The organism is bacterium (assembly GCA_030018315.1).
GTDB lineage: Bacteria > Hydrothermota > UBA3073 > JACQXS01 > JAGMCI01 > JASEGA01.
This window is the reverse complement of the sequence record JASEGA010000010.1, coordinates 14,557-39,606: the sequence shown is the minus strand read 5'-3', so window position 1 is coordinate 39,606 and position 25,050 is coordinate 14,557. Positions and strand designations below refer to the sequence as shown.

Sequence of the window (25,050 nt, the reverse complement as noted above, 5' to 3'; positions counted from 1 at the left end):
GATTATTTTTTGATTAGCTTTTCCTCAACATATTTAATTGCAGAACCAACCGTTGTAAGCTTTTCTGCTTCCTCATCCGGTATTTCCATACCAAACTTTTCCTCAAAAGCCATCACAAGCTCAACAGTATCAAGTGAATCTGCTCCTAAGTCATCAATAAAACGAGCCTCATCAGTAACCTGCTTTTCCTCTACACCGAGCTTCTCGACGATAATTTTTTTAACATCTTCTCTTACTCCCATTATACACCTCCTTTTTAAAAGCTATTACAAAATTTAAATTTGTCAAGTTATAAATTTTTTTTGTTGCTACTTTACGTATAAAAAATTTACTTGACAAATTCAATTTTTAAGCATATTTTTACTTAAAAAGAAGTAATATGAATATAGGAATGATGGGAGGCTGGAATACAAATTCTGGTGCCTCATTTCATGCAGAGTTAATTGGGAGAGCATGGGTAGAGCAGGGACATAACCTTCGTGTGTTCACTTTTTACGATTACGCCTTCCACGGGACACAAATTGTTGGAGAAGATGAGGATTATGTTACAAGATGTTTTACTGTCTCAAGTTATATTCCACCTAAACTTGATCCAATCCCATTTTTGACATCAAATTACGAGATATTTGTAGTACAGGATCTTGGTATGCTCCCCAAGGATTTACTTGCTAAAATTTTTACTCGTATAAAGAGTAAGGCAAAAGTTGTAAATGTGATTCACGACGGTGCTCTCTCTAAAGACCCTGCTTTTTACCAGTTTGACTGGGACGCTATTATATGCTTTGATGAACGATATAGAAAGTTCCTAATTGATGCATACGAACCTGACAAAGTTCACATAATTCCATATCCTTGCTATCCGCTAGTAAAGGGAGATAAAAAAGAGAAACGTAGAAAATTAGGTTTGCCAGAAAACAAGAAGATTGTGCTTCTTTTTGGACCAAATGTTAGGGTTGCTCTTGAGCTTATTCCATCCATAACCGAACTTGCATCTGATTATCAAATTCTACTTTTGGTAGTGACAAAAAATAGAGATGCACTTAAGGATTTCAGGAAATTTCAATATTCTAAGCTTATTGATATTGAGCTAAGAGAGGAAGTTCCTGATATAAATAGATTGTACGATTACCTACATGCTTCTGATGCGCTTATCTTTAATAAAGCATCTCCTCGTCAAGTTGTAGTCTCAAGCACTGCTTCTCAATGTCTTGGTTCCGGCTGTCCTATTATTGCACTTAATTCAAAGTATGTGGGATACTTTGATAAAGAGGTAATGAAGTATTCTACATTTGATGAGTTAAAGAAAGCTCTTTGCTCAGTTTTTGATAAATCCCCAGAATACAAAACTATGATGGAGGCGGCTCACAATTATGTGATTAGGAATTCTGCTCAATCTATAGGTAAAAGATACATAGAGCTTTTTAATTCCTTATTGTTAAAATGACACAAAATTATATATTCCATTTACCCATATTTCACCTCCATTTCCGAGCATAAACTACATCTTAACAACCTGTCCAGTAATTTCTGGGGTCAGTTTATTTTACTTCTTTAGTTTCGTAATTTTATTTGTGTATTCTGGAGCACAATTTTTCTTGACTTCTCGTCAAACTTAATGTAATATGTGCAAAGTGATTTGTGCTATCTATCAGCCTCAATATTTACCTTGGCTTAGCTATTTTGATAAGATACAAAGAAGTGACATTTTTGTTTTTTAGACGATGTCCAGTATAAAAAGAACGAGTAGCAAAATCGTAATAAAATAAGGGTGTCTCAAAGCTGACAATAGCTGACAGTGCCAGTGTATCATTATACATTTGGGCAGTGGTTTTAAGAACTTCTCTTTCTATGTCGAATTCATTGCTTCTTTTATTCCAAGCTATTGTAATATTGAATTTGTTAAGTTTCCTAATGACAGTAAAAAAGAGAACAATAATCATAAATGCGCCTGTAGCTCAACTGGATAGAGCGGTGGACTTCGAATCCAACGGTTGAGGGTTCAAATCCCTCCAGGCGTAATAAATTATGAGAAAAAAGAAAAAATGGAGTAAAAAGGAGGACGAATTCCTTCTTAGAAATTACAAAACTATGAGTAATCGTAAGCTTGCAAAACATTTTGGCGTAACCCAGAAATCGATTGAGACAAAACTTCATAGATTGGGAGTTAAGAGGAGAGCGAGGTTAAATGAAGCGCCTAAACCTGTAGAGCTCGAACATAAAATAAGACCTCCAATGGATGAAGATAGAAAGAAAGCAATATCTATCTTTGATAAGGGAGTTCAATTATACTACCAGGGTTTAAAAAAGGAAGCATTGGATGAGTTTAAAAAGGTGGTATTAAATTATCCTAATGTAATTGATGTAACTCGTAAAGCGAAAGAATATCTTAAGTGAAGTTCTTTTTCTCATATTTTAAACCTTACACTGTAAAGATTTTACTTTGTTTCATATTTATGCTCATTTTTGCACTACTTTCAAGTTTTTCTCTTTCTTTACTATCCCCCTTCCTACACGCTATATTTTATGATAGCCAATCTTTTCTCTCCTTAAAGAGCGATCTTTTAGCTAAGTTTAGCTTATGGTTTCTCAGCAGCTCAAAGGTACAAGCATTTGTGAGACTACAGGTAGTTCTTATTCTTATTTTTCTATTTAAAGGTATATTTGATTATTTACACGGCTACATTGGAGCTTCAGTTGAAGAGCATATTACAAAACAATTAAGGGATAATACATATGCTCATCTTCATATCCTTTCTTTGGATTATTTTTACAGAACAAAATCTGGCATTATTATTTCGAGGCTAACAAATGATATAACAAAAATAAAAGGTGCTTTAAAAAATGGTTTTCTTGTGTTTGCAAAAGAGTTGCTTCTTGTTCTTGCTTATTTCTGTTTTGCCTTTTATCTTTCATGGAGACTTCTTCTTGTAGCTACTGTTACTTTTCCTGTTATAACATGGCTTATCAACTCACTTGGTAAAAAATTGCGTGAAAGAAGTGATAGAGTTCAAGAAGATATGGGCAAGATTACATCTGTGATTAGCGAGACTGTGTCCGGTATAAAGATAGTGAAGGCTTTTTCTATGGATAAATTTGAGTTTTATAAATTTTTTAAATCTACACGTGATTATTTGAAATCAGCTCTCAAGTTTGAAAAGATTGGTCTCCTTGGTGTTCCACTTTCTGAGCTCATAATTGCATTTGGTGCTTGTATTCTCATAAGTTATGGTGGGTATCAGATATTTGTTATTAATACACTTTCTGCTGACAGATTTCTTATCTTTTTGGCATGTGCCTTGTTCATGATGCAGCCTCTGAAGCAACTTTCTAAAGCCAATGTAGAAATACAACAAGGAATCCAAGCAATGTTAAGAATAAAAAAAATATTAGATACCAAGCCTACTGTTAAGGAAGCAGAAAGTCCAATTTCGCTCACTCATTTTGATAAAGAAATTGTATTTAGAGATGTACGTTTTGGCTACGACCACTCAAGAGAAGTAATTCACGGAGTAACATTTAGTATAAAAAAAGGTGATAATGTTGCTCTTGTGGGTCCGTCAGGTGCTGGCAAATCTACAATTACAGACCTACTTGCTCGTTTCTATGACCCTACCCAAGGCTCAATTGAAATCGACGGTTTTGATATGAGGAAAATCTCACTTAAAAATCTTAGGGGGCTAATTGGACTTGTCACACAAGAGCCAATCCTTTTTAATGATACTGTATTCAATAATATTGCTTGCGGTGATACTACTGCTAAACCTGAAGCTGTTCGTATGGCTGCAAATTTAGCAAATGCACACGAGTTTATTGAGAGACTTCCCTATGGCTACGATACTGTGATAGGGGAGAGGGGAGTGAAACTCTCGGGTGGTGAGCGTCAAAGGATAGCAATTGCGAGAGCGCTTTATAAGAATCCAGAAATCCTCATATTTGATGAGGCTACATCTCACTTAGATCCTGAATCTGAGAATAAAGTTCACGAAGCAATAGAGCGGTTACTCAAAGGTAGGACTGCAATTGTCATAGCCCATAGACTCTCTACTATCTATAATTGTGACAAAATAATCGTAATGGATAATGGAAGAATAGTGGAGGAGGGGACTCATCAAGAATTGCTTAAAAATGAAGGTTTATATAAAATGCTTATAAGGAAAGAGCTGTCTTAAAACAAAACCGGAAATCAGAATTTAGAGAATAGAAAATAAAAATTAGAATTCAGAGAACGGAAAATAGAGATAAATCTCACATCTGCCATCGGACATCTGTCGGCTGCTTTTTAAGTGCTCTCTTATTTACTTCAATTTCACCTTACATTGTAGTAGCCTTTTTAATTTCTGCTTTGTTTTTTTTTCTTGTGTCACGGACGAGATTCTCATTAAACCTACTTGATAAAGTTCAACTTTCTCTTCTTGGAGCTATTTTTCTTTCTTCTACTTTTGCTGTTTACAAAGTTCATAGTTTTATTGCTGGGTCATTATTTATAAGTTATCTCATTTCATACTTTCTCTCAAAGACCCTTTTAAAAAATGAAAATGATTTCAATAAATTAACCGATTTCTTATCCTATTGTGCATGTGCTATTTCTATTATAGGTATTTTTCAATATTTTACAAAGCTAAGTTTTGTAATAAAAGGTATTCCAATCATAGCTCCTATGCAGGGTGGGCGAATAAATTCTATTTGTTATAATACACTGATTTTATCATCTTTCCTTGCCTTTACTATTCCTATTTTTATTTCCTTCTTTATAAAAGGTTATAAGAGAATTTTTTTAGTAACAACTATAATTTTAAGTCTTGTATCTTTCTTTCTTACTTTATCCCGTGGTCCAGCTATAAGTCTCATAATTTCTATTATTTTTCTCTTCTGCCTTCTCAATAAAAAAGTAGCAGCCATTATTTTACCCATTATTTTGATAGTAATATGTTTTATTTTTACTCCCCTAAAAACAAGGTTCTTGGATACATCTTACTTATCCGGTGACATAAAGAGAAAAGTGACTGTCATACCTGGAATAAGAATGTGGAAAGAGCATAGCATTTTAACAGGTGTAGGTATACATAACTTTTATTTACTTTATGAAAATTATGCTTTACCTAGCTACTGTTATAAAGGTCCTCACTACATTCACTGCATGTATCTCAATTTTTTAGTAGAGTCTGGAATTATAGGTTTTTTAGTTCTTATGTTAATATTTATAATACTCACAAGATGGGGTTGGCAGATTTATAAAAGAAACATAGACTTTAAGAGATGGATATCAGCTGCCTTACTTGCTTCTTTCCTTAATGTTCTGATTCATAATATAGCAGACAATACTCCATATGTTATAGGGTTAGGGATTCTATTTTGGGCAGGTATGGGAATTATAAGTGGTATGAAGGACAGTATGGAAAAATGCTAAATTCTGAATGGTAAAAGTAGTAATTTAGCCTTCAATGAGTGTATCTAATAATTTTGCAATCTTTTTTGCCCCCCCTGGTGTTCCCATTTTTTTGACCCCAGCTTCACCCATTGTTTTTCTCAATTTCTCATTATCAAGCAATTGCAAGATTTCATTTACTACACCTTTTGGGAAATTATTGACAAATTTCAAGCAACCGCCTAACAATCTTTCTTGATTCTTCATTCTTATTTTTGAAGTTTGTGGTCCTGTTCCTGTGAATGATACTATTGGCTTTCTGAGTGCTGCAGCTTGCTCATTAGCCGTTCCTGCTAATCCAATTATAAGGACAGAATGCTTGATTATGTCTACAAATGCATTGGATAAAAGTAACACTTTAGTATCTTTCTTTTCTATTTCAACTTTATAAAACTCTGATTGATGTATTTCCAATGTACTCTGCCATCCACTTTTCTTTGAGAGTTTTATTAATTTTTTAAAACTAAGTACACCTGGAATAGCAGCAGCAAATGCTAAATCGTTCCTAAGATTTGATATTAACTCAACTACTTCCAATATTTTTAAGAAATTTTTATACGCTTCTACTCTTGACCCGGGCAGAATTCCAATCAACTTTTTTTCTGGTATACCATCTCTAGAGGATCCTGCGGAAAAATTACCTTCTGGGTGGAGTTCATCAATCATTGGGTTTCCCAAGAACGATGCTGATATTGATTTTTTTCTCAGATTTTGTGCTGTAAACTCGTCGTGTGTAAAGACTCTTACAGCAAGTTTACGTATAAGCCACTCCTCAAATTTGTAATGTGGCTTTTGGTAGTCCGATTTAGCAGGTGCGAGAAAGTAAAGTTGCTTAAGAAGCCCAAGCCATCCAATCACAAGCAAGAATACATCGCCCACCACTACACCATAGTCTACAGTTTTTCGTATTTTTCTGATAACTATGTAATATCTAATTGGGATATAAAAGCTTGTAATAATATCCTTTAATAAAGCTACAGGACTTCTTGTAGGAAATCCACCTGATGGCGGTATTTTACTCTTTATAAGGAGTGGGATGCCTCTCTTTTCGTATTCTTCACCTTGTGATATAAGCGGTGCACCAAAGACTTCAATATTTGGCTTTAATTTTTTAAGTTCCTGTGCAATTAACGCAGCAGAGCGGTCTTCTCCGTAGCAGTTGCTTAAAAATAAGAAGTTAAAAGTTTTATCCCGCCCGTCATTGCGAGGAGCAAAGCGACGAAGCAATCTCTGTGTATCCTGATTTCTAACTTTTACATTTTCACTTTTTACATCTGACATCTGGTGTCTTATATCCCTTATTCCTTTTGCCCTGTAATGATATTTTATAATTTGTTTAATCAATGGGTATAATACTAATATTGGTGAATCATGAAGTTTTACAAGTGAGTTTAGTGTACTTCCTTTTTCTGCCCATTTATGAGTCTCAAAAAAATTAGAAATGAATAATATCCAGTTTGATTTAACATAACGAAAATGTGCAAATTTCCCGTATTTATTCGCCAATAATAATGAATTTTTTGCTTGTAAGTAGACTTGATTAAATCTTTGCTTTAACGCTTTTATACTTGGTTTTCCATCTACATGCCAAGCTCTACACTTCCTGACCACATATATTGTATGTAAGCCAAATTGTTTTAATTTTCTCCCAATATCAACATCTTCATAACCTTCAGTTGTAAGTGATTCATCAAAGCTACCAACTTTTACAATCCATTCTTTACGAATAGAGACATTTTGAGTGATAAGCCCAGTAAAACAAACTCCATCTATGAGTAATGAAAATTTGCCAAAATCTTCCGGTTTCTTTATATGGCGGACAACACCTTGAACTATTAAGTTATTTTTTCCAACAGGATCCTTCAGAGAATGAAGTTTAACATGGTCTTCTACAAAGTTTTCTGAAACAAGGACATCAGAGTCAAGAAAAATTATGATTTCACCTTCAGCATTTTTTATTCCTATGTTTCTTGCAGCTATAGGGCCTTTTCTCTCATTAAGTTTTATATATTTTATTTTATTAATTTCAGACAGTTTTTCTGTACCATCAGTTGAGCCGTCGTCAACAACTATAACTTCGTAATCTTTCACCGTTTGATTAAGTATTCTATACAAACAATGGGTTAGAATATTTTTCCTATTGTATGTTGGAATTATGACCGATGTCCTCATTTATTGCTTCCTTTATTCCTTTCGCCAAATAATTATACTTCATAATTGCTCTAAGAATGTGAAAAATAGGTAAGATTGGAAAATCTTTAAGTTTTGGCAAATATTTTATTCCATTAACTGCCCAATAAGAAATTTTAAATAGTTTAGAGATAAACATTATCCTATTTATATTAAAATACTTTTTACCTAACTTTCCGTATTTTTTTAATAGAGAATAACCACTATTCCCTCTTTGTATTTCTTTCCCAAAATACTCTATAAAATAACTCTCATCGGGATACTTATCTATATGATATGCTTTACATCTCAAAAATGCATATACTGGTTTTATTCCTAACTCTCTAAGTTTTATTCCCATCGCCATATCTTTATACCCCATAATTGAACCAAAGTCACTGAATCTTCCTACCTCTTCAAGCCAAACTTTCCTTACAGAAACATTTCCAGTAGCAAAAGCTCCCATACAAAATGCATTAGGATAATAGAAATTAAAATTTCCTATTTTATAGGTATATTTAAACATCCCTTGTACATAAATTTTTTTGTTCTTTTTATGCGATCTCAAATGGTCTTCTACAAATCTTGGATGTACAATAATATCAGAATCTATAAAAATTATAATGTCCCCTTCTGCTTCTTTAATTCCTATATTTCTCGCAGCATATGGACCACTTTGTTTATCAAGTCTTAAGTATTTTATATTTTTATTCTTAGTGCTTATAAAATACTTCACCAACTTTGGTGTTTCGTCTTTTGATGCATCGTCCACTATTATTATTTCGTAGTCTTGTACAGTCTGGTTAAGTAAAGAGTTAAGGCATGATTTTAATATATATGCCCGATTATGTGTGGGTATAATAACAGATGTGTTAACACGTGTCATAATTTTAAATATATCTTATACAGATATACAAGTCAATATAAAAATCCTTGACTTTTGACGACTAATAATGTATTTTATAACTAATGAAACCAAGAGTTAGAATAGCCCCGTCGCCAACTGGTTTTTTGCATGTAGGGACTGCACGTACTGCCCTGTATAACTGGCTTTTTGCAAGAGGAGAAGGCGGCAAGTTTATCCTAAGAATTGAAGATACTGATGTAAATAGGTCAACTTCTACAATGACCGATGCAATATTGGAAAGCTTAAAATGGCTTGGTTTAGAATGGGATGAGGGTCCTTATTTTCAATCTGACAGGTTCTCAATCTACAAGAAATATGCAAATTTACTTCTTAAAAATGGGGCTTGCTACTTTTGCTATTGTACTCATGAAGAGCTTGAAGATAGGAAGAAAAAAGTCGTCGCCCAAAAAGGGGCTTGGAAATACGATAGGAGGTGTCTTGATTTATCCGATACTCAGAAAGCCGAATTCAAAAAAAGACCCAAGGCTATCCGATTCTGTGTTCCGGAAATGGAGGTTAATTTTGAAGATGGTCTGCATGGTGTCCTTAAAAGGAGTTCAAATGACATAGAAGATTTTGTAATCCTAAAATCTGATGGCAGTCCTTCTTATAATTTTGCGTGTGTAGTTGATGACCACGAATTTAATATAACTCATGTAATAAGAGGTGAAGACCACATCTCAAATACTTTTAAGCAAATTCTCCTGTACAAGGCATTTGGTTGGTCGCCTCCCAAATTTATACATCTCCCGTTAATTCTTGGACATGACCGTTCAAAGCTCTCAAAGCGTCATGGTGCTGTCTCAGTCCTTGATTACAGAAAAGACGGTATTTTACCTGAAGCATTTGTAAACTTCCTTGCCCTACTTGGCTGGTCACCTGGTGGAGACAGAGAAATTCTATCTATATCTGAACTTATAAGCTTGTTTTCGCTTGACAACTTGAGTAAAACAAATTCAGTCTTTGACTTTAAGAAACTTGAATGGATGAACGGAGAGTATATAAATAGATTGAGCAATGAAGATTTATTTGATAGACTTTTATCTTTTTTACCTACTACCGATAGCCAGCAACTGGTAGCTAACAAGGAATACGGGTTGAAAGTGATTGGCATTTTAAAAGATAGGATGCGTAAATTGACTGATTTTTTTGCACTTGGCGACTATTTCTTCAAACCCCCAGTTGAATACGACAAAGATGGTATTGAGAATTACTTTAATCATAAGGAGACTCAAGCGAGGCTTTCACTGCTTAAAGATAGGCTTTCAAAGTTAGAAGAATTTAATATAGAATCTGTAGAGCGAACTGTAAGAGAGTTAGCTTTGGAGTTTGGTATAAAAGCGGCGCTACTCATACATCCGATAAGACTTGCTTTAACTGGTAAAACAGTTGGACCGAGTCTTTTTCATATTACTGATATTCTTGGTAAAGATGCAGTAATTCAAAGATTAGATAGGGCAATAACATTTTTAAGAAGTGCGACCTCAAAATGCAGGTAACATTTACAGTAGCCACTACGAAACATCAGGAACTTGTAGATATGACTTACAAAGTTATGGAAGTAGTCCGTGCCTCAAAAGTAAAGGATGGGTTTTGTATCGTTTATATTCCTCATGCGACTGCAGGTGTTATTTTAAACGAGAGTGCTGACCCAAATATTAAGACCGACTTCTTAAATGCTATAAATCGTGCTATTCCAGAGCATGCTGGCTATTTACATGACCATATTGATGATAACGCAGCTGCTCATATAAAATCGGCTATAGTAGGGTCGAGTGTAACAGTTCCAGTAAAAGATGGTAAGCTTGAACTTGGCACTTGGCAAGCTATTATGCTTTGTGAATTTGACGGTCCGCGCTCCAGTAGGCGTGTAATTGTTCAAGTTTGTGGTTCTAATTTACAATGAATCAGCCTATCTCACCGAGCCAAGGCGGGTTTGAAGAAATTGAGCCAACTGCCCTATTCTGTCCCAAATGTCAATGTCCAGTTTCTGTACGTAAGAGGTTACTACTTGTACTTCCGGATGGTGAACTCTATGAGTATCTATGCGAATTCTGTGGCTCTTCTCTTGGTATAAAAAATGATAAGACTATCCCTCACATAATTAATAATCCAGATATTTAAATGGGTAGTACAATTATAGAAAAGATTTTAACCAGAGCCTCTGGTAAAACGGTAAAAGTAGATGATAGAGTTTGGGCATCGCTTGATTTAGTTACAATGCGTGATTTTGGTGGTCCTAATGTCATATTAGACTACGAAAATGCGTTTGGAGAAGAGCCCCTATTTGACCCAAACAGGGTAGCTATAACTTTTGACCTCCATGTACCACCAAGAGATGAGAAAGTAGCCCAGAATCATAAGCTATGTCGTGATTTTGCAGCTAAGAAAGGATGTAAATTATTCGATGTCAATCAAGGAATTGGTCAGCATGTACTTTTTGAGCATGGGTTGGTAAAACCTTGGGATGTGATAATTGGAAGCGACTCGCACATGAATCTTTTAGGAGTATTTGGTGCTTTTGCTACAGGGGTGGGAACTACAGACATTGTTGCAGGGTTAAAATACGGTAAATTATGGTACAGGGTTCCACCTACTATAAAGGTTGTTGTGAGTGGTAAGCTGAAAGAGTTTGTAGGTGCAAAAGATATTATCCTTTATATCCTTAAAAACCTTAAAACTGATGGTGCAATTTATCGTGCAATTGAATTTACTGGCGATATTATTGAACAAATGGGATTAGCTGGAAGGATTACTATTACAAGTATGGTGACAGAGTTATCAGGTAAAGTTGGGTTCATAGAGCCGAGTCAAGAAATTCTTGACTTCATTAAAGAGATGTCAAATATGAATATCAATCCAATTCATGCTGATTTAGATGCTGATTATGAGAAAATCTTTGAGTTTGACATTTCTAATCTTGAACCCCAAATTGCTTGCCCTCATTCACCTGATGAAGTGAGACCTGTAAAAGAAGTAGAGGGCACTCCCATTGACCAGGTATTTATTGGTTCCTGTACCAATGGTAGATATGAAGATTTACTTGAAGCTGCTCACATTCTTAAGGGTAAGAAAGCAAAAGTAAGGTTAATAATTGTTCCAGCAACTATGGGAGTAGCAATTGAGGCATTAAATAATGGGCTTTACGAAATCTTCTTAAAAGTAGGTGCAATGTTACCGAATCCGGGTTGCTCCCTTTGCACAACTGGGCATCCTGGAATTCTTGCCCCAGGGGAAGTAATGGTCTCAACTTCAAATCGTAATTTTATAGGCAAACTTGGTAAGGGGTCAGAGGTTTACCTTTGTTCACCGGCTGTTGCTGCAGCATCTGCAATAATAGGAAAGATAACTGACCCAAGAAAGCTATGATATTCAAAGGAAGGGTTTGGAAATTTGGTGACAATATAGATACTGACCAGATATATCCTGGTAAATATCTGCCCCTTACTGATAAACAAGCTATGGCTCTGCATGCTATGGAAGGTGTTCTGGGAGCAGAGAATTTTATCAAGAATGTAAAACCCGGTGATATAATAGTTGGTGGCAAGAATTTTGGTTGTGGCTCTTCTAGGGAGCATGCAGTTGTAGCAATTATAGGTAAGGGTGTATCTCTTATAATAGCGGAATCGTTTGCCCGTATATTTTACAGAAATGCAATAAATCTTGCGTTACCAGTTATTGAATGTGTAGATGCAAAACTTATAGAAGAAGGGGACACAGTATTAGTTGATACAGAAAAATGTGAAATTGTGAACCTTGATAAAAATGAACGTTATCAATTGCTGCCTTTATCTAGGCTTGAGCTTGAAATCATCAAAAAAGGTGGATTAATTAATTATTTAAGAGACGTAAGTTAGAGTGAGAAAGTTTTAAAAATAAGTATTACTGCGTTTTTTACTTGACAAACAAAAATTGTTTATTAAAATATATTAGATAATAAGGAGGTTAGATCGAGTAATTAAAGGTATGAGTTTAAATAATGAATACCTTTTTACTTAGCCTCCTTTTATTTCAAGGATTTAATTTTAAACCTTCCCTTAATCTTACATCTGTAATAGATATATCCTGGGATAAAGGATTTATTAGCCACTACTATCTAAAAGATGAGGTAATTGTAGACTTCAATGTTGTATTTTTTGCCAATTTCCCAAATTATCTTGCTCAATTAGCAATTGAAAATGGGCGGAAAACCGAGTTTAAGGAGATTAGAGCTGTAGAGAGTAGGGTAGCAGGTGAATTATTTCCTACAATAGAACTTCCTGTAAAATTTCCGTCTCCTGTAGCTGGTATTATAGGGCAAGGTGGTAAACTTGATGTTTCTGGCAGTCAGCGGATTGAGTTTGGTGGTAGCAGGACACAAAATCTTGTAAGAAAGCAGACAGAAATTTCACATGAAAGCTGGTTTCCTACACTTGATATGAAGCAACATCTTGGAGTTAACCTCAAGGGAACAATAGGTGAGAAAATTCATGTTTTTATTGACCATGATTCAGAACGTGAGTTTGAGTTAAAAAATACTATAAGACTTAAATACGAAGGTAATGAAGATGAGATAATTCAATCAATAAATGCAGGGAATACAGAACTCTCACTTCCTGGTATAACATTAATTGGTGGTCCAACTCCTCATAAGGGACTTTTTGGAATAAAAACTGAGTCAAGAATAGGGCCTGTTAATATAACCGCAATCGCGTCACGCGAAGAAGCAGAGAATCAATCAAAAAAATGGAAAGGGGGTGGTGTAAGTATACGGGATATGAAAATTCAGGATATAGACTTTGTAAAATCGAGGTTTTTCTTTCTTCTTCCTCCGGACTATATACGTACTCTTAGTGACCCACATAATATATTTTCTGGTAATCCTAACTTATTACCCAAACAGATTCTCTCCTTCCAAGTCTATATAGATGAAGGAGACATAAGCACTACTGATCCAGGAATAAAAGGTAGTGCATTTGATATACCTAACAAATACTATATGGATTCTACAAATGCAATTGATGGTCAGTTCGTAATAAAGGTTGAAAGCGATAATTTCTTCATTCTTGACACAATAGGGATTAGTGATACATTTAGACTTCCTATTTTAGAACTAAACTATTCTTTATCTGATGAAGATATGCTTGCAATTCGCTGGATATTCAAAAACTGGCAAGGAAAAATAGATACAGTTGGTATTGTTGATACACTGCAAGAATTCAAGCTTCAGGGTCTCCAGATAATAAAACGTGAGAGATATGAAGGTGCTTTTGATACTTCTTATGTCTCATGGTGGTATGAATTAAAAAATATTTACTCAATTGGGGCAACCGGTATTGATGAGTCAAGTTTTAATCTTAAAGTGTTTAGATGCAATTATGGCGGAGGTGAGGCTTTGGATGTAGACCCAGCAACTGGTAAAACTTACCGTCAAATATTAGGACTTGAAAAAGATGGAAGATTATGTGCAGGTGTCTTTGATGCTCCAAGGGGGCTTATTATATTTCCATCGCCTTATCCTTTTATAGACTCATTGCGTTCCGATCCGGATTCAATATATGATAAACCAAAATTTATAACCGGCTTTCAAAATAAATACTATATCTGGATCCAGTATAAGGGTATAGCAAAGGAGTACTCACTTGATATGATTAACATTGTGCCTGGCTCTGAGGTTGTCGCAATTAACGGTGCTCGTATGGAAAAAGATAAAGATTACGAGATAGACTATGACATAGGGTGGATAAAATTTATTACTCCGCTTGCAGATGACCCAAATGCTGATATCAGTGTCGATTTCCAGTATGTTCCTTTTTTTCAACCAGCTGCCAAGAACTTGATAGGCTTGAGAGGTGAATCAAAAATTGGTGAATTAGGTCAAGTATTGTCGACTTTCATTTATCACTCAACTTCAAGTCTTGATTTTCGGCCGCGCCTTGGTACAGAACCAAGAAGAATAGTTCTTGGTGAGATTGTAGGGAATATCACTACTAAACCCGAATTCCTTACCTGCTGGGTTGATAAGTTTCCACTTATTGAGACGGAAGCCCCGTCAAGTTTTAGTCTTCAAGGGAATGCAGGGTTTTCACTTCCTAATCCAAACACAAGGAATGAGGTATATCTTGACGATATGGAGGGTGTAAAGTCGGCTACCTCACTTGGTATTTCAAGGACAAGCTGGTCCTATGGGAGTATTCCACATAGTAAGAGCGATAGGTCTTTTGCACAAGTCCAGTGGTATAACCCACGCGATGGAATAGAAGCAAAAGAACTTTATCCAGATTTACCCGAACATAAAAGGGACGAAAAAAGAAATATTTTAACACTTTGTTTGCCAAGTCAGGATTCATGGAGATACCCAACTCAATTTTCGTTTTACTGGGTAAGTCTTCAGACATGTGTTTCAAGAATGGGTATGGACTTATCTGAAAGCGAGTACTTTGAAGTATGGGTGAAAGGTGACAAAGGGGTATTACATATAGATGTAGGTACAAATATTCCTGAAGATGCAATAAGGAGAGATGCAAATGGGGACATAAAAGGCAAAGGATTAGAAGATACAGAGGATAAGAATAAGAACAATAGATTAGACGAAGGTGAGGATACTGGGCTTGACGGAATAGTTGGTAAAGATGGGACAGCGACTATGGATGACGATGGCAATGATGATTATCACTATGATACAGGTAATCCAAACGATTATTCAAGAGTTAACGGTACCGAAAACGATGGAATTCTTAATACAGAGGACCTAAACTTAGATGGAATCTGGGATAAGCGGTCAAATTACTTCTCATTTAAAATAGATCTTGCCAATGATTTTCCTGTAATTCAAAGACCCAACGGCTGGAAATTATTCAGAATTCCATTAAATGAGGCAAATAAGGAAGGTGGACCTCAGTGGGAATGTATAAAATATGCTAGAATTTGGGTAGATAGTTTATCTAAGGGAGATGTAATTGACATTGCTGCACTTGATATAATTGGAAATAGGTGGAAACATGAAGGTTCTGACCGTGTTAAAATCAGTGTTAAGAATACGGATGAAGACACAGGTTACATTTATCCACCAATTGAACTCCAAAAGGATGCCTATGGAAGGACTGAGCGTGAGCAGTCACTTGTGTTAAAATACGATAGTCTTGCTACTGAAGGTGGTTGCTATACTCCATATACAAGGCCAAGGGATTTTATTCAATACAAGACTTTAAAAATATGGACGAGAGGAACAGGGGAAGCTAAACTTTTCATAAGACTTGGTGGTGACCCATTAAATTATTATGAATACAAGACTCAAATTCCGAGTGAGTGGACTGATATTGCAATAAACTTGGAAGAGATTGCACAGCTAAAGCTTAAAAGACCTGCTGAAGATACCACAACTATCGTCTATGAAAACTACAAAGTGTATGGAAATCCTTCTTTAACAAACATAATGCGAATAGAGCTTGGTGTATTGAATGAAGACTCAACTAACCCAATCTCTGGTGAAATATGGTTTGATGAACTTAGATTAGCAGATGTAAGGTGTGAAGGAGGAGTAGCTGGAAATATAAGTCTCTCCTGTGGGATTGCAGACTTTGCAAGTATCACTTTATCTTATAGAGCTAGTAACCCGTATTTTAAGAATCTTGGTAGTTTTATGTCTCAAACTGAAAAACTTGGAACAGAGTCTTGTAGAGCTTTTGGGTTAGGTACTAATTTCTCACTTAATAAATTACTTCCGTCAGATTGGGGTATGTCTATTCCATTAAGTTTTGGATTAACATCAAGTTCAAGTTTTCCAAAGTATCAAAGGGGCTCAGATGTTGTACTTACCCGTGAAGAGTCAAGGCGTCAAAGTTCTTATGGGGTTTTAAGAAATTATAATATTAACTTCTCAAAAACTGGCTCAAAAAATCCAATCTTAAAACTTACAATTGATAATATATCTGCGGGTTTCAGTTATAGAGATAATTTCTCAAATACATATAGTAAAATTGACTCATCAAAAAGTTATTCAACTTTCCTCTCCTACAGATATTCTCCTTCTCTTCCAAGCATTAAGATAAGAGGATTTGAGCTTAGATACTATCCTCAAAGCCTAAGTGCAAACGGCAGTTACTCTTATGCACGAGCAATAGAATATACAAGAGTAGATACAACTTACATACTTTCAAATCCTACTCCTCCCACCCGCGGTTTAAATGCAGAAGGTAGTTTTTCTTATAGACCTATAAACCCACTTAACCTCAGATATTCTACATCTGTGACCAACGATTTAGAAATTAAAAAAAGACCTGATAAAGAAACAGGTAGAAGCGAGCGAGTAGGAGTTAACTTTTCACCTTCCATTTTTGGCTTTATATCACCAAATGTAGATTACACTGTCTCTTACCAAGAAGACCATAGAATTGAGCTTGACCCATTAAGAAATACTGGTGTAAGTAGTAATATTTCATTTAGAGTTCCAATTAACCTAACCAAGATTGTTGGCCTTGTGACTGAGCTCAGGGATAAGACACTCGACTCTAAAGCATCTATAGGGAGCCCACACTGGGTTTTGATACAAATTGAAAATCTAACACGCAAAATAACTTCGCCTTCTATTTCTCATTCAATTTCACGGTCAACTCAATTTTATTCGTTACCTGAAAGGCCTGGATTCAAGTATAGGTGGGGGATTGAAGACCAACCTGATACTCTTATTCCGGATTCAAGAAATAGTGCTCAAATTACAAGGAATTATTCACTTAGTGGGTTGGGATTATCATTCAAGAACACCTCGCTTTCCGGGTCGTTTACTAAAAGTATAAGCGAAGGTGGGAGGAGTGGAGGAGAAACAAAAACATCGCATACAGGATTTCCTGCTCTTTCTGTTACAGTATCTGGACTTGAAAAGTTTTTGTTCTTTTCAAAATTGTTTAATTCTTTTGCTGTTTCTTCTGATTATACAATGAACTGGGATGAGTCAGGTCCAAAATTAAAGCCTTCAGATAGAGTTACAAAAGACATAAATTTTGGTAGTAGCTTCCAGTCCCAGTGGAAGAAAGGTATATCAACAAGGTTTTCAAGTAGTTTTACTTTTAGGGATGACAAAACAATTAGGGATACGGGTCCTTTGCTATTTAAAAATAAGAAAATTGCTCATACTCTTACAACTAGTTATTCATTTCGTGCTCCCACAGGTATCAAATTTCCACTTTTAAAACATCTGAAATGGACAAGTAATCTTGACGCTTCTTTATCCGCAAGTTATTCTACTGAGTGTGAGGAGAATATCACAAATAACATGAAGATTCGTGATTCAAATAGCCTATCCGTTACGCCGCAACTTTCTTATAACTTTTCGTCAAGCATTACTGGGGGAGCAAGTGCTTCATACAATCAACAATGGAATCGTATAGGTAGAGGCAATACGAGGACTATCGGTTTAAGATTCTTTGTTGAATTTAGCTTCTAAGATTATGAAAGAGAAGCGTATAAATTCACTTTTTACTTTGATTTCAATAATATCATTGGTTTTTGTAGCGAGGCTTGCCTTACTTCAATTAGTGAAGGGGTCTGAGTATAAGCAGCTTGCAAAAGGAAACTATATAAAAGCTGACCAAATAGAAGCAACGAGAGGTAAAATATATGATAGGAAAGGGATTGTGCTTGCTGATAATATCCCAAGTTATACTATTATTGTAGACTCTGGTTCAGTAAGTATGGAGGAATATGCAGCTCTTTCTTCCCTTTTAGGAAAAACAAACCCTGGATCAACTGGTTATACGATAAGGAAGGTGCCTTTTGATGTTATTTGTAAGCTTGACGAAAAAAGAGAAGACTTTCCACATGTACGTGTGAAAGCCCAGCCTTTAAGAAGGTATCTTTATAAAGAAATCTTTTCTCATCCTATAGGTTATATAGGTGAAATCTCAAAGGAAGAGTACAAGTCTTATTCTGGATATAGATTGGGAGCGTCTATCGGTAAATTAGGCATAGAAAAAGAATATGAGGGATTCTTAAAAGGAAAAGATGGTGCAATACTTATAGAAGTTGATGCAAAAGGACGTGAGATAGGTCATTTATCTTCTGTGCCTCCTGAGGCTGGTAACGATGTATGGCTTACCCTTGATGCAAGGCTTCAAGCATTTGTTTACAACATTTTACCAGATAGAGCAGCTTGTGTAGCAATGGATCCAACTACTGGCGAAGTTCTTGTATGGGTATCAAAACCTGGATTTGAGCCTAACCTTTTCTCATCCGGAAACGTCTCTGAGGTCTGGAAAGAGATTTCAGAAGATCCTCGTTCTCCTCTTTGGGATAGAGTAAAAAATGCATGCTACCCGCCAGCTTCAATTTTTAAACTTATTGCGTGTGCCTGTGGTATTGAAAAGGGGATAATAAATCCTAATACTCACCAACCTATTCCTTGTAAAGGTAGTATCGTAATTGGGAGAAGAGAATACAAGTGCTGGGAGGCACACGGCTCTTTAAATTTAATGGATGCAATTATCCAGTCTTGTGATGTCTATTTCTATCAACTTGGGATGGAACTCGGTATCGACCCTATTTGTAGTAAAGCAAAAAAAATTGGGTTTGGCAAAAAAGTAAGAATAGATTTACCTGGAGAATCTGATGGTTTCATCCCGAGCGTAGAATGGTATGATAAAAAATATGGCAAAGGAAAATGGGGTAAAGGGATAGCAGCAAATCTGGCTGTAGGACAGGGAGAAATAATGGTTACCCCACTCCAAATTTTATATTTTATATCAGGAATTGCTACAAAAGGGGTTTTGTGTACTCCACGGCTTGTTAAGAAAGTAGTAAATTTTAATGGAGATGAGATTTTTTCAAGTACTCCTCGCTACCATAATCTTCCACTAAATTCTGAAACAATAGAAATTTTAAGGGAAGGTATGTTAGGTGTTGTAGAGGGAGCTAAAGGTACGGGTATATTATCACGGGTTCCAGGGATAGAGGTGGCAGGTAAGACGGGGACAGCACAAAATCCTCATGGTGAGGATCACGCTTGGTTTGTTGCTTTTGCTCCCTATGATAATCCACGGATTTGCATAGTAGTATTTGTTGAAAATGGCGGAAAAGGAGGAAGTACAGCTGCTCCTATATCAGGTAAAGTAATTGAGACTTATCTCTATGGGAAATTAGGCATTTAATGATTTGACATTTACAAAATTTGTTAATAAAATAATTAGGTAGGCGCCGCTAGCTCAACTAGGTAGAGCATCGGACTCTTAATCCGGGGGTTCTGGGTTCGATTCCCAGGCGGCGTAGAAATACTATTTGTCCTATTTTTGCGCCTGTGGCTCAACTGGATAGAGCAGCGGACTACGAATCCGAAGGTTGAGGGTTCGAATCCCTCCGGGCGCAGTATTTAAGAAATTTTACTATAAATTTGTTTATCTTTTATTTTTTCAGGATGATAAAGTGGATGGGCCATGCAAAATACTACACCCTCCATCAATTTTTCGGTATCCCACGAAAGTTTTTTGCTTCCCTCTATTAAAGGGAACCACATAAGATAAACCACAAATTCCCTATTTTTATTTTTCGCTTTACCCTGATTTATAAGTCTCTCATCTTTTAGCGGAGAGGGTGGGATTTGAACCCACGTTCCCAATTTCTCAGGAGAAACGATTAGCAATCGTTTGCCTTAAACCATGCTCGGCCACCTCTCCACGGAGGGCGAGGGATTCGAACCCCCATGGGATCACTCCCGGCGGATTTCAAGTCCGCTGCCTTACCAGTTAGGACTAGCCCTCCACTATTATAAATTTAGCACTAACATAAACAAGAGTCAAGTAAAAATGCTTGACAGGTAATAGAATTTAATGTATGATAGTAATTAATGATAGATAAGAGATGCTTAAGGGACTTTGATTTCGGTCTCCTTTTAGTAACTTTTTTACTTCTTACATTTGGCTGTTTAGCAGTATACAGTGCTACTTATACTGGGCATCATTTTATTTATTTGAGACAGATTATATGGATTGGAATTGGTGCTATTTTAAGCATTATTCTTTACTTAGTTCCTTGGAAGTTCTGGGACGTATTTTCTTGTTTTTTTTTTATTATTTCAGTTAGTAGTTTAATTCTTGTCCTTTTCACAGGGACATATATTAGAGGAGCAAAGAGATGGCTTCAAATAGGAGGATTTGAATTTCAGCCATCAGAGATTGCAAAGTTGGGAGTTTTATTCTTCTTGGCAAGTTTTCTATCAAATAAAAAGTTTCAAGTTAAAGAATTAAGGAATCTTATTATTCCTCTTGTAATTATTGGAATTCCATTTATTCTTGTCTTATTGGAGCCAGATATTGGGACCTCTCTTGTTTTTATATTTTTGGGAGTTTTAATGCTATTTTATAAAGGAGTAAATATTTTATATCTTTTTATCATTATATCTCCAATTATCGCTCTTATATGTGGGGTACACTGGATTTCCCTTACTATATTCTTGGTGATTCTTGGCTTTATTTTCTATTTCTTTAGGGTTCCACTAAATGATTCTGTTCCTGCCTTTTTGGTTAATCTTGCAGTAGGTCTTTTACACTCAATTCTTTGGAGTCATTTAAAACCTTATCAGCGTACAAGAATCATTGGATTCCTCTCACCTTCCCGAGATCCACAAGGTATGGGGTGGCAGTTGCTTCAATCTAAAATTGCTATTGGATCGGGTGGACTGACTGGTAAAGGGATTTTGGGTGGGACCCAAAAGGGATTTGCTTTCCTACCTCAAGCTCATACAGATTTCATTTTTGCAACTATTGGGGAAGAGTTTGGATTCTTTGGCTGTTGTGTTATACTTGCTTGTTTCTTTATTCTTTTATGGAGAGGAATCGTGATTGCAAAAACTGCAAGAGCTGGCTTTGCCGGATTTCTTGCTGTTGGAATAGTAGGTATATTAGGTTTCCAAATATTTATCAATATAGGGATGACTTTAGGAATTGTACCTGTTGTTGGCGTGCCTTTACCATTTATAAGTTATGGAGGGTCAAGTATGGTAGTCTCTTTAGCCATGATTGGCTTACTCTTAAACATTTCTAAACATAGATACGAGTATTAAATGCATCGCATAATTTTTAATTTCGGTCCCTTCACAGTGACATCCTATGGAGTAATGCTTTTAATTGCTTTTGTTGTTGGAATATGGTTAGCAGAAAAAAGAGCTGAAAAATATAGAGTGCCGAGAGAGATAATATCTAATCTTTCCATCGTACTTATCATAACCGGAGTGATAGGAGCAAGATTTGCATATGTTTTTGAAAATATGGATTACTACGTTAAGTATCCGGGAGAAATTTTGAAGGTATGGGATGGCGGTCTTATATTTTATGGTGGATTTGGACTTGCAGTTTTGTGTGGACTAATTTTTCTTAAAAAGAGAAAAGTAAAAATTGCACCTGTTTTAGATATAGTCGCTCCATCTATAGCTTTAGGGTTTTTCTTTGCAAGGATAGGCTGTTTCTTAAATGGATGCTGTTTTGGTAAACCTACTAACCTTCCGTGGGGTGTTGTATTTCCTGAAAATTCTCCTGTAGGATGGGTATTTAATACTCCTGTTCGGATTCATCCGACGCAACTTTACGAAAGTTTTGCTGGACTCTGCATTTTTATAACCCTTTTAACATTTGAGAAAAAAAAATTGTTTGTTCGCAGAATCCTATGGAAAGGTTACTTGTTTTGGCTGTTTTTAGTTTTATATTCAGGATGGAGATTTTTTGTCGATTTCTTAAGATATTATGAGTCAAAAGCATATTTACTCTGGGGACTCACACATAATCAACTTGCTTCAATTTTTGTGTTGTTACTTTCTGCAAGCGTAATTTTGGCAAAAGTTCTCCGTAAAATAAATGATGAACTTTCTGAAACACATATTTAATTTCATCATCCCTCCATACTGTGGTGTATGCAAGAGGCCACTTGAAGCGGGAGAAAAAGCTGTATGTGATGAATGTTTTAATAGTATCTCGGTGATTGTTGCACCTTTCTGCAGGCGCTGTGGTAGGCCTACTGATAAAGAAAGTGTATGCAATGAGTGTATAGAACATCCGCATGAATTCACAAGGACAAGAGTTTTGGGGAAATACGAAGATGTCCTACGGGATTTGATTCACCTTTTTAAATATTCAAGGAAAATTTCCATTGGAAGAAGACTTGGCTCCAAATTGGGAGTTATCCTTAAGAATGACGAGTTACTAAGCCAAGCTGATACACTTATCCCTGTCCCTCTGTATCCTACGAAAAAAAGAGAAAGAGGCTATAACCAAAGTGAAATTCTATCGCATGCAGTTTCAGATTATACAGGCATTCCAGAATTAAATACAGTTCTTTATAAAATAAGACCAACAAAATCACAAACTGAACTTTCTCTGGAAGAGAGAGTACTAAATGTTAAAAATGCTTTCAAGGTAAATAGAGCTGAGCAAGTTAATGGAAAGAAGTTAATCCTTGTTGATGATGTCTTTACCACTGGGGCAACTCTTGATGAATGTGCAAGAGAGCTTTATAAAGCAGGTGCAAGTGAAGTTTATACAATAGTCTGTGCAAGAGCATGATACTCATTATTGTAGAATCACCAACAAAAGCACGTACTATCCAGGGATTCCTTGATAAGTCCTATAAAGTAGTATCCTCAAAGGGGCATATAATAGATTTGTCTCCAAAATCATTTGGTGTAGATGTGGAAGATGATTTTACTCCCCAATATGTGGTTTTAAAAAAGGATGTAGCTAATGAGCTAAAAAAAGTATCGGTCAATGCCGATTCTATACTATTAGCTACAGACCCTGATAGAGAAGGTGAAGCCATAGCTTACCATATCCAATCATTGATAAAAAAGCCAGCAAATAGAATATTAATTTATGAGATGACAAAAGATGCAGTTCAATCCTCAATAAATAATCCAGGTCCTATAGACTTTGCCAAAGTAGAGGCACAACAAGCAAGGCGTATACTTGATAGACTTGTGGGATATGAAGTATCACCGCTTTTATGGAAAGTTCTTAATAAAAAAGACCTGTCAGCTGGTAGAGTCCAATCAGTTGCTTTAAGACTTATATGTGAAAAAGAATTAGAAATAAGAAACTTTAAACCAGAAGAATTTTGGGAAATAAAATGCAAGCTCCAAGATGGGAAGCCATTTTTTGCGAAACTTGTGGGTGTTAAATTACCCAACGGTAAAGAAGCTGAAAAAGTAGAAAAAGAAGTGAAAGCTAAAAAATTTATAGTAAAAGATTTTAAAAAACAGGATAAGCAAAGAAATCCTTATCCTCCATATATTACGAGTACACTTCAACAGGATGCTTCAGCAAGACTAAAGTTTAGCACAAGACAAACAATGAGGGTTGCACAAGAGCTTTTTGAAGGTGTAAAACTTGGAGATGAAGGCAGTGTCGGACTTATCACATATATGCGAACTGATTCTTTAAGAGTTGCAGATAAAGCAATTTACATGGCAAGAGAATACATTGAGAAGGAATTTGGTAAAGATTATTTATTCCCAAAACCTCGTATCTATGAAAAGAAGGAAGTTATGGGTGCACATGAAGCGATAAGACCTACATTGGTAAAGAGGACTCCAGAATCAATAAAAAAATTCTTAACTATGCCACAATTTAAACTTTATTCTTTAATATGGCAAAGATTTGTAACCTCTCAAATGTCTAGCACTTTATATGATGTAAGAACGATGGATATAGAAGCAGGTGAATACAATCTTAAAGCAGAATCAACTACATTAAAATTTGATGGTTTTACCAAAGTTTGTAAAATCATCGTTGACAAGGACGAAGAACCTATACCTGAACTTAATAAAGAGACTGAACTTACATTACTTCAAATAATAAAGGAACAAAAATTTACCAAACCGAAACCAAGATATACAGAAGGCACAATGGTACGCGAGCTTGAATCAAAAGGTATAGGGAGACCATCTACCTATGCACCTATAATATCAAGGATAATTGAAAAAGAATATGTTAAAAAAATTGATGGCAAACTTGTGCCTACAGCTCTTGGAGAGATTATAAATAAAATTTTGGTTTCACACTTTCCAAACATCTTTAATGTAGATTTTACTCGTAAGATGGAGGAAGATTTAGACAAGATAGAAGCAAAAGAGACCGATCGAGTCGCGGTACTCAAAACTTTTTATAAACCATTTAAAGAAGATGTTATAGAATTCAAACAGGCAAAAAGTGAAGTAAAAGAGGAAATAACTGAGATTACAGATAAGAAATGCGAATTATGCGGTAAGCCAATGGTAATCAAATGGGGAAAGTATGGTAAGTTTCTTGCCTGTTCCGGATTTCCAGAGTGTAAAAACACAAAGCCTATTACAATTAATATAAAATGTCCAAAATGTGATAAAGGTGAGTTTATAGAGAAGAAAACAAAGAAAGGCAAAATATTTTATAGCTGTAGTAATTACCCAGATTGTAAATTTGCACTCTGGTATAAACCAGTAGCTACACAATGTCCAAGCTGTGGGTATCCTATTATGGTTGAGAAAAGAGATAAACTTGAATGCCCAAGGTGTAAAGAAAAGACAGAGATAGAGAAAAGAGACGGAAAGAAAAAATAGGAG

19 protein-coding genes and 5 tRNA genes are annotated in these 25,050 nt (G+C 35.7%); 19 read left to right on the top strand and 5 right to left on the bottom strand.

Annotated features, from left to right (window positions below):
- Positions 1 to 2: 2 nt before the first annotated feature.
- A complete protein-coding gene (locus QMD71_04710) occupies positions 3 to 242 on the bottom strand; it encodes an acyl carrier protein (protein ID MDI6840138.1) in 240 nt (79 codons plus the stop codon).
- A 137-nt stretch (positions 243 to 379) separates the two neighbouring features.
- On the opposite strand from QMD71_04710, the gene QMD71_04705 reads away from it, so the two are divergent.
- The 6 genes from QMD71_04705 (at position 380) to QMD71_04680 (ending at position 5,407) form a co-directional block, all read left to right on the top strand.
- The gene (locus QMD71_04705) at positions 380 to 1,444 is read left to right on the top strand and encodes a hypothetical protein (GenBank protein MDI6840137.1); all 1,065 of its coding nucleotides are present in this window, start codon (positions 380 to 382) and stop codon (positions 1,442 to 1,444) included.
- A gap of 178 nt (positions 1,445 to 1,622) precedes the next feature.
- Positions 1,623 to 1,718: a WbqC family protein gene (locus tag QMD71_04700; GenBank protein ID MDI6840136.1), complete on the top strand. Its 96-nt coding sequence runs from the start codon at positions 1,623 to 1,625 to the stop codon at positions 1,716 to 1,718.
- 226 nt (positions 1,719 to 1,944) lie between these two features.
- A tRNA-Arg gene (locus QMD71_04695) sits at positions 1,945 to 2,018 on the top strand.
- A 7-nt stretch (positions 2,019 to 2,025) separates the two neighbouring features.
- Positions 2,026 to 2,394 carry a hypothetical protein gene (locus QMD71_04690; GenBank protein MDI6840135.1) on the top strand — a complete coding sequence of 123 codons (369 nt, stop codon included), beginning with the start codon at positions 2,026 to 2,028 and terminating at the stop codon, positions 2,392 to 2,394.
- The gene (locus QMD71_04685; protein MDI6840134.1) at positions 2,391 to 4,169 is read left to right on the top strand and encodes an ABC transporter ATP-binding protein; all 1,779 of its coding nucleotides are present in this window, start codon (positions 2,391 to 2,393) and stop codon (positions 4,167 to 4,169) included. Before QMD71_04690 ends, QMD71_04685 begins: the two co-directional genes overlap by 4 nt.
- Positions 4,170 to 4,357: 188 nt before the next feature.
- On the top strand, positions 4,358 to 5,407 hold the full coding sequence (locus tag QMD71_04680; GenBank protein ID MDI6840133.1) for an O-antigen ligase family protein: 1,050 nt from the start codon (positions 4,358 to 4,360) through the stop codon (positions 5,405 to 5,407).
- A gap of 24 nt (positions 5,408 to 5,431) precedes the next feature.
- On the opposite strand, the gene QMD71_04675 is transcribed toward QMD71_04680, so the two are convergent.
- The gene (locus tag QMD71_04675) at positions 5,432 to 7,597 is read right to left on the bottom strand and encodes a lipid-A-disaccharide synthase-related protein (GenBank protein ID MDI6840132.1); all 2,166 of its coding nucleotides are present in this window, start codon (positions 7,595 to 7,597) and stop codon (positions 5,432 to 5,434) included.
- Positions 7,563 to 8,480: a glycosyltransferase gene (locus QMD71_04670; protein ID MDI6840131.1), complete on the bottom strand. Its 918-nt coding sequence runs from the start codon at positions 8,478 to 8,480 to the stop codon at positions 7,563 to 7,565. The genes QMD71_04675 and QMD71_04670 overlap by 35 nt, the downstream gene beginning before the upstream one ends.
- Before the next feature lie 83 nt (positions 8,481 to 8,563).
- Between QMD71_04670 and gltX the strand changes: the two genes are divergently transcribed.
- The 9 genes from gltX (at position 8,564) to QMD71_04625 (ending at position 19,835) form a co-directional block, all read left to right on the top strand.
- Positions 8,564 to 10,000, top strand: a complete 1,437-nt coding sequence (gene gltX / locus QMD71_04665) for a glutamate--tRNA ligase (GenBank protein ID MDI6840130.1) — start codon at positions 8,564 to 8,566, stop codon at positions 9,998 to 10,000.
- Positions 9,991 to 10,407 carry a secondary thiamine-phosphate synthase enzyme YjbQ gene (locus QMD71_04660; GenBank protein ID MDI6840129.1) on the top strand — a complete coding sequence of 139 codons (417 nt, stop codon included), beginning with the start codon at positions 9,991 to 9,993 and terminating at the stop codon, positions 10,405 to 10,407. The genes gltX and QMD71_04660 overlap by 10 nt, the downstream gene beginning before the upstream one ends.
- Positions 10,404 to 10,625 (top strand): hypothetical protein, encoded by a 222-nt coding sequence (locus QMD71_04655; GenBank protein ID MDI6840128.1) that lies wholly within the window; start codon positions 10,404 to 10,406, stop codon positions 10,623 to 10,625. The genes QMD71_04660 and QMD71_04655 overlap by 4 nt, the downstream gene beginning before the upstream one ends.
- Entirely contained in the window at positions 10,626 to 11,870 is a 1,245-nt protein-coding gene (locus tag QMD71_04650; GenBank protein ID MDI6840127.1) for an aconitase/3-isopropylmalate dehydratase large subunit family protein, read from the top strand. It abuts the gene before it with no gap.
- Positions 11,867 to 12,358 (top strand): 3-isopropylmalate dehydratase small subunit, encoded by a 492-nt coding sequence (locus QMD71_04645; protein ID MDI6840126.1) that lies wholly within the window; start codon positions 11,867 to 11,869, stop codon positions 12,356 to 12,358. Before QMD71_04650 ends, QMD71_04645 begins: the two co-directional genes overlap by 4 nt.
- 122 nt (positions 12,359 to 12,480) lie before the next feature.
- Positions 12,481 to 17,922: a hypothetical protein gene (locus QMD71_04640; protein ID MDI6840125.1), complete on the top strand. Its 5,442-nt coding sequence runs from the start codon at positions 12,481 to 12,483 to the stop codon at positions 17,920 to 17,922.
- Positions 17,923 to 17,926: 4 nt separating this feature from the next.
- Complete coding sequence (gene mrdA / locus QMD71_04635) at positions 17,927 to 19,621, top strand: penicillin-binding protein 2 (GenBank protein MDI6840124.1); 1,695 nt, start codon at positions 17,927 to 17,929, stop codon at positions 19,619 to 19,621.
- Between the two features lie 43 nt (positions 19,622 to 19,664).
- A tRNA-Lys gene (locus QMD71_04630) sits at positions 19,665 to 19,738 on the top strand.
- A 23-nt stretch (positions 19,739 to 19,761) separates the two neighbouring features.
- Positions 19,762 to 19,835 (top strand) — tRNA-Arg (locus QMD71_04625).
- 217 nt (positions 19,836 to 20,052) lie between these two features.
- Here QMD71_04625 and QMD71_04620 read toward each other — a convergent pair.
- A tRNA-Ser gene (locus QMD71_04620) sits at positions 20,053 to 20,143 on the bottom strand.
- A 1-nt stretch (position 20,144) separates the two neighbouring features.
- Positions 20,145 to 20,228, bottom strand: a tRNA-Ser gene (locus QMD71_04615).
- Positions 20,229 to 20,313: 85 nt separating this feature from the next.
- Between QMD71_04615 and rodA the strand changes: the two genes are divergently transcribed.
- The 4 genes from rodA to topA are packed head-to-tail and all read left to right on the top strand — an operon-like array spanning position 20,314 to position 25,047.
- Positions 20,314 to 21,528 carry a rod shape-determining protein RodA gene (gene rodA, locus QMD71_04610; protein MDI6840123.1) on the top strand — a complete coding sequence of 405 codons (1,215 nt, stop codon included), beginning with the start codon at positions 20,314 to 20,316 and terminating at the stop codon, positions 21,526 to 21,528.
- The gene (gene lgt / locus QMD71_04605; GenBank protein MDI6840122.1) at positions 21,529 to 22,344 is read left to right on the top strand and encodes a prolipoprotein diacylglyceryl transferase; all 816 of its coding nucleotides are present in this window, start codon (positions 21,529 to 21,531) and stop codon (positions 22,342 to 22,344) included.
- Positions 22,316 to 23,020 (top strand): ComF family protein, encoded by a 705-nt coding sequence (locus tag QMD71_04600; GenBank protein ID MDI6840121.1) that lies wholly within the window; start codon positions 22,316 to 22,318, stop codon positions 23,018 to 23,020. Before lgt ends, QMD71_04600 begins: the two co-directional genes overlap by 29 nt.
- Positions 23,017 to 25,047 (top strand): type I DNA topoisomerase, encoded by a 2,031-nt coding sequence (topA, locus tag QMD71_04595; protein ID MDI6840120.1) that lies wholly within the window; start codon positions 23,017 to 23,019, stop codon positions 25,045 to 25,047. The genes QMD71_04600 and topA overlap by 4 nt, the downstream gene beginning before the upstream one ends.
- Positions 25,048 to 25,050: the final 3 nt, after the last annotated feature.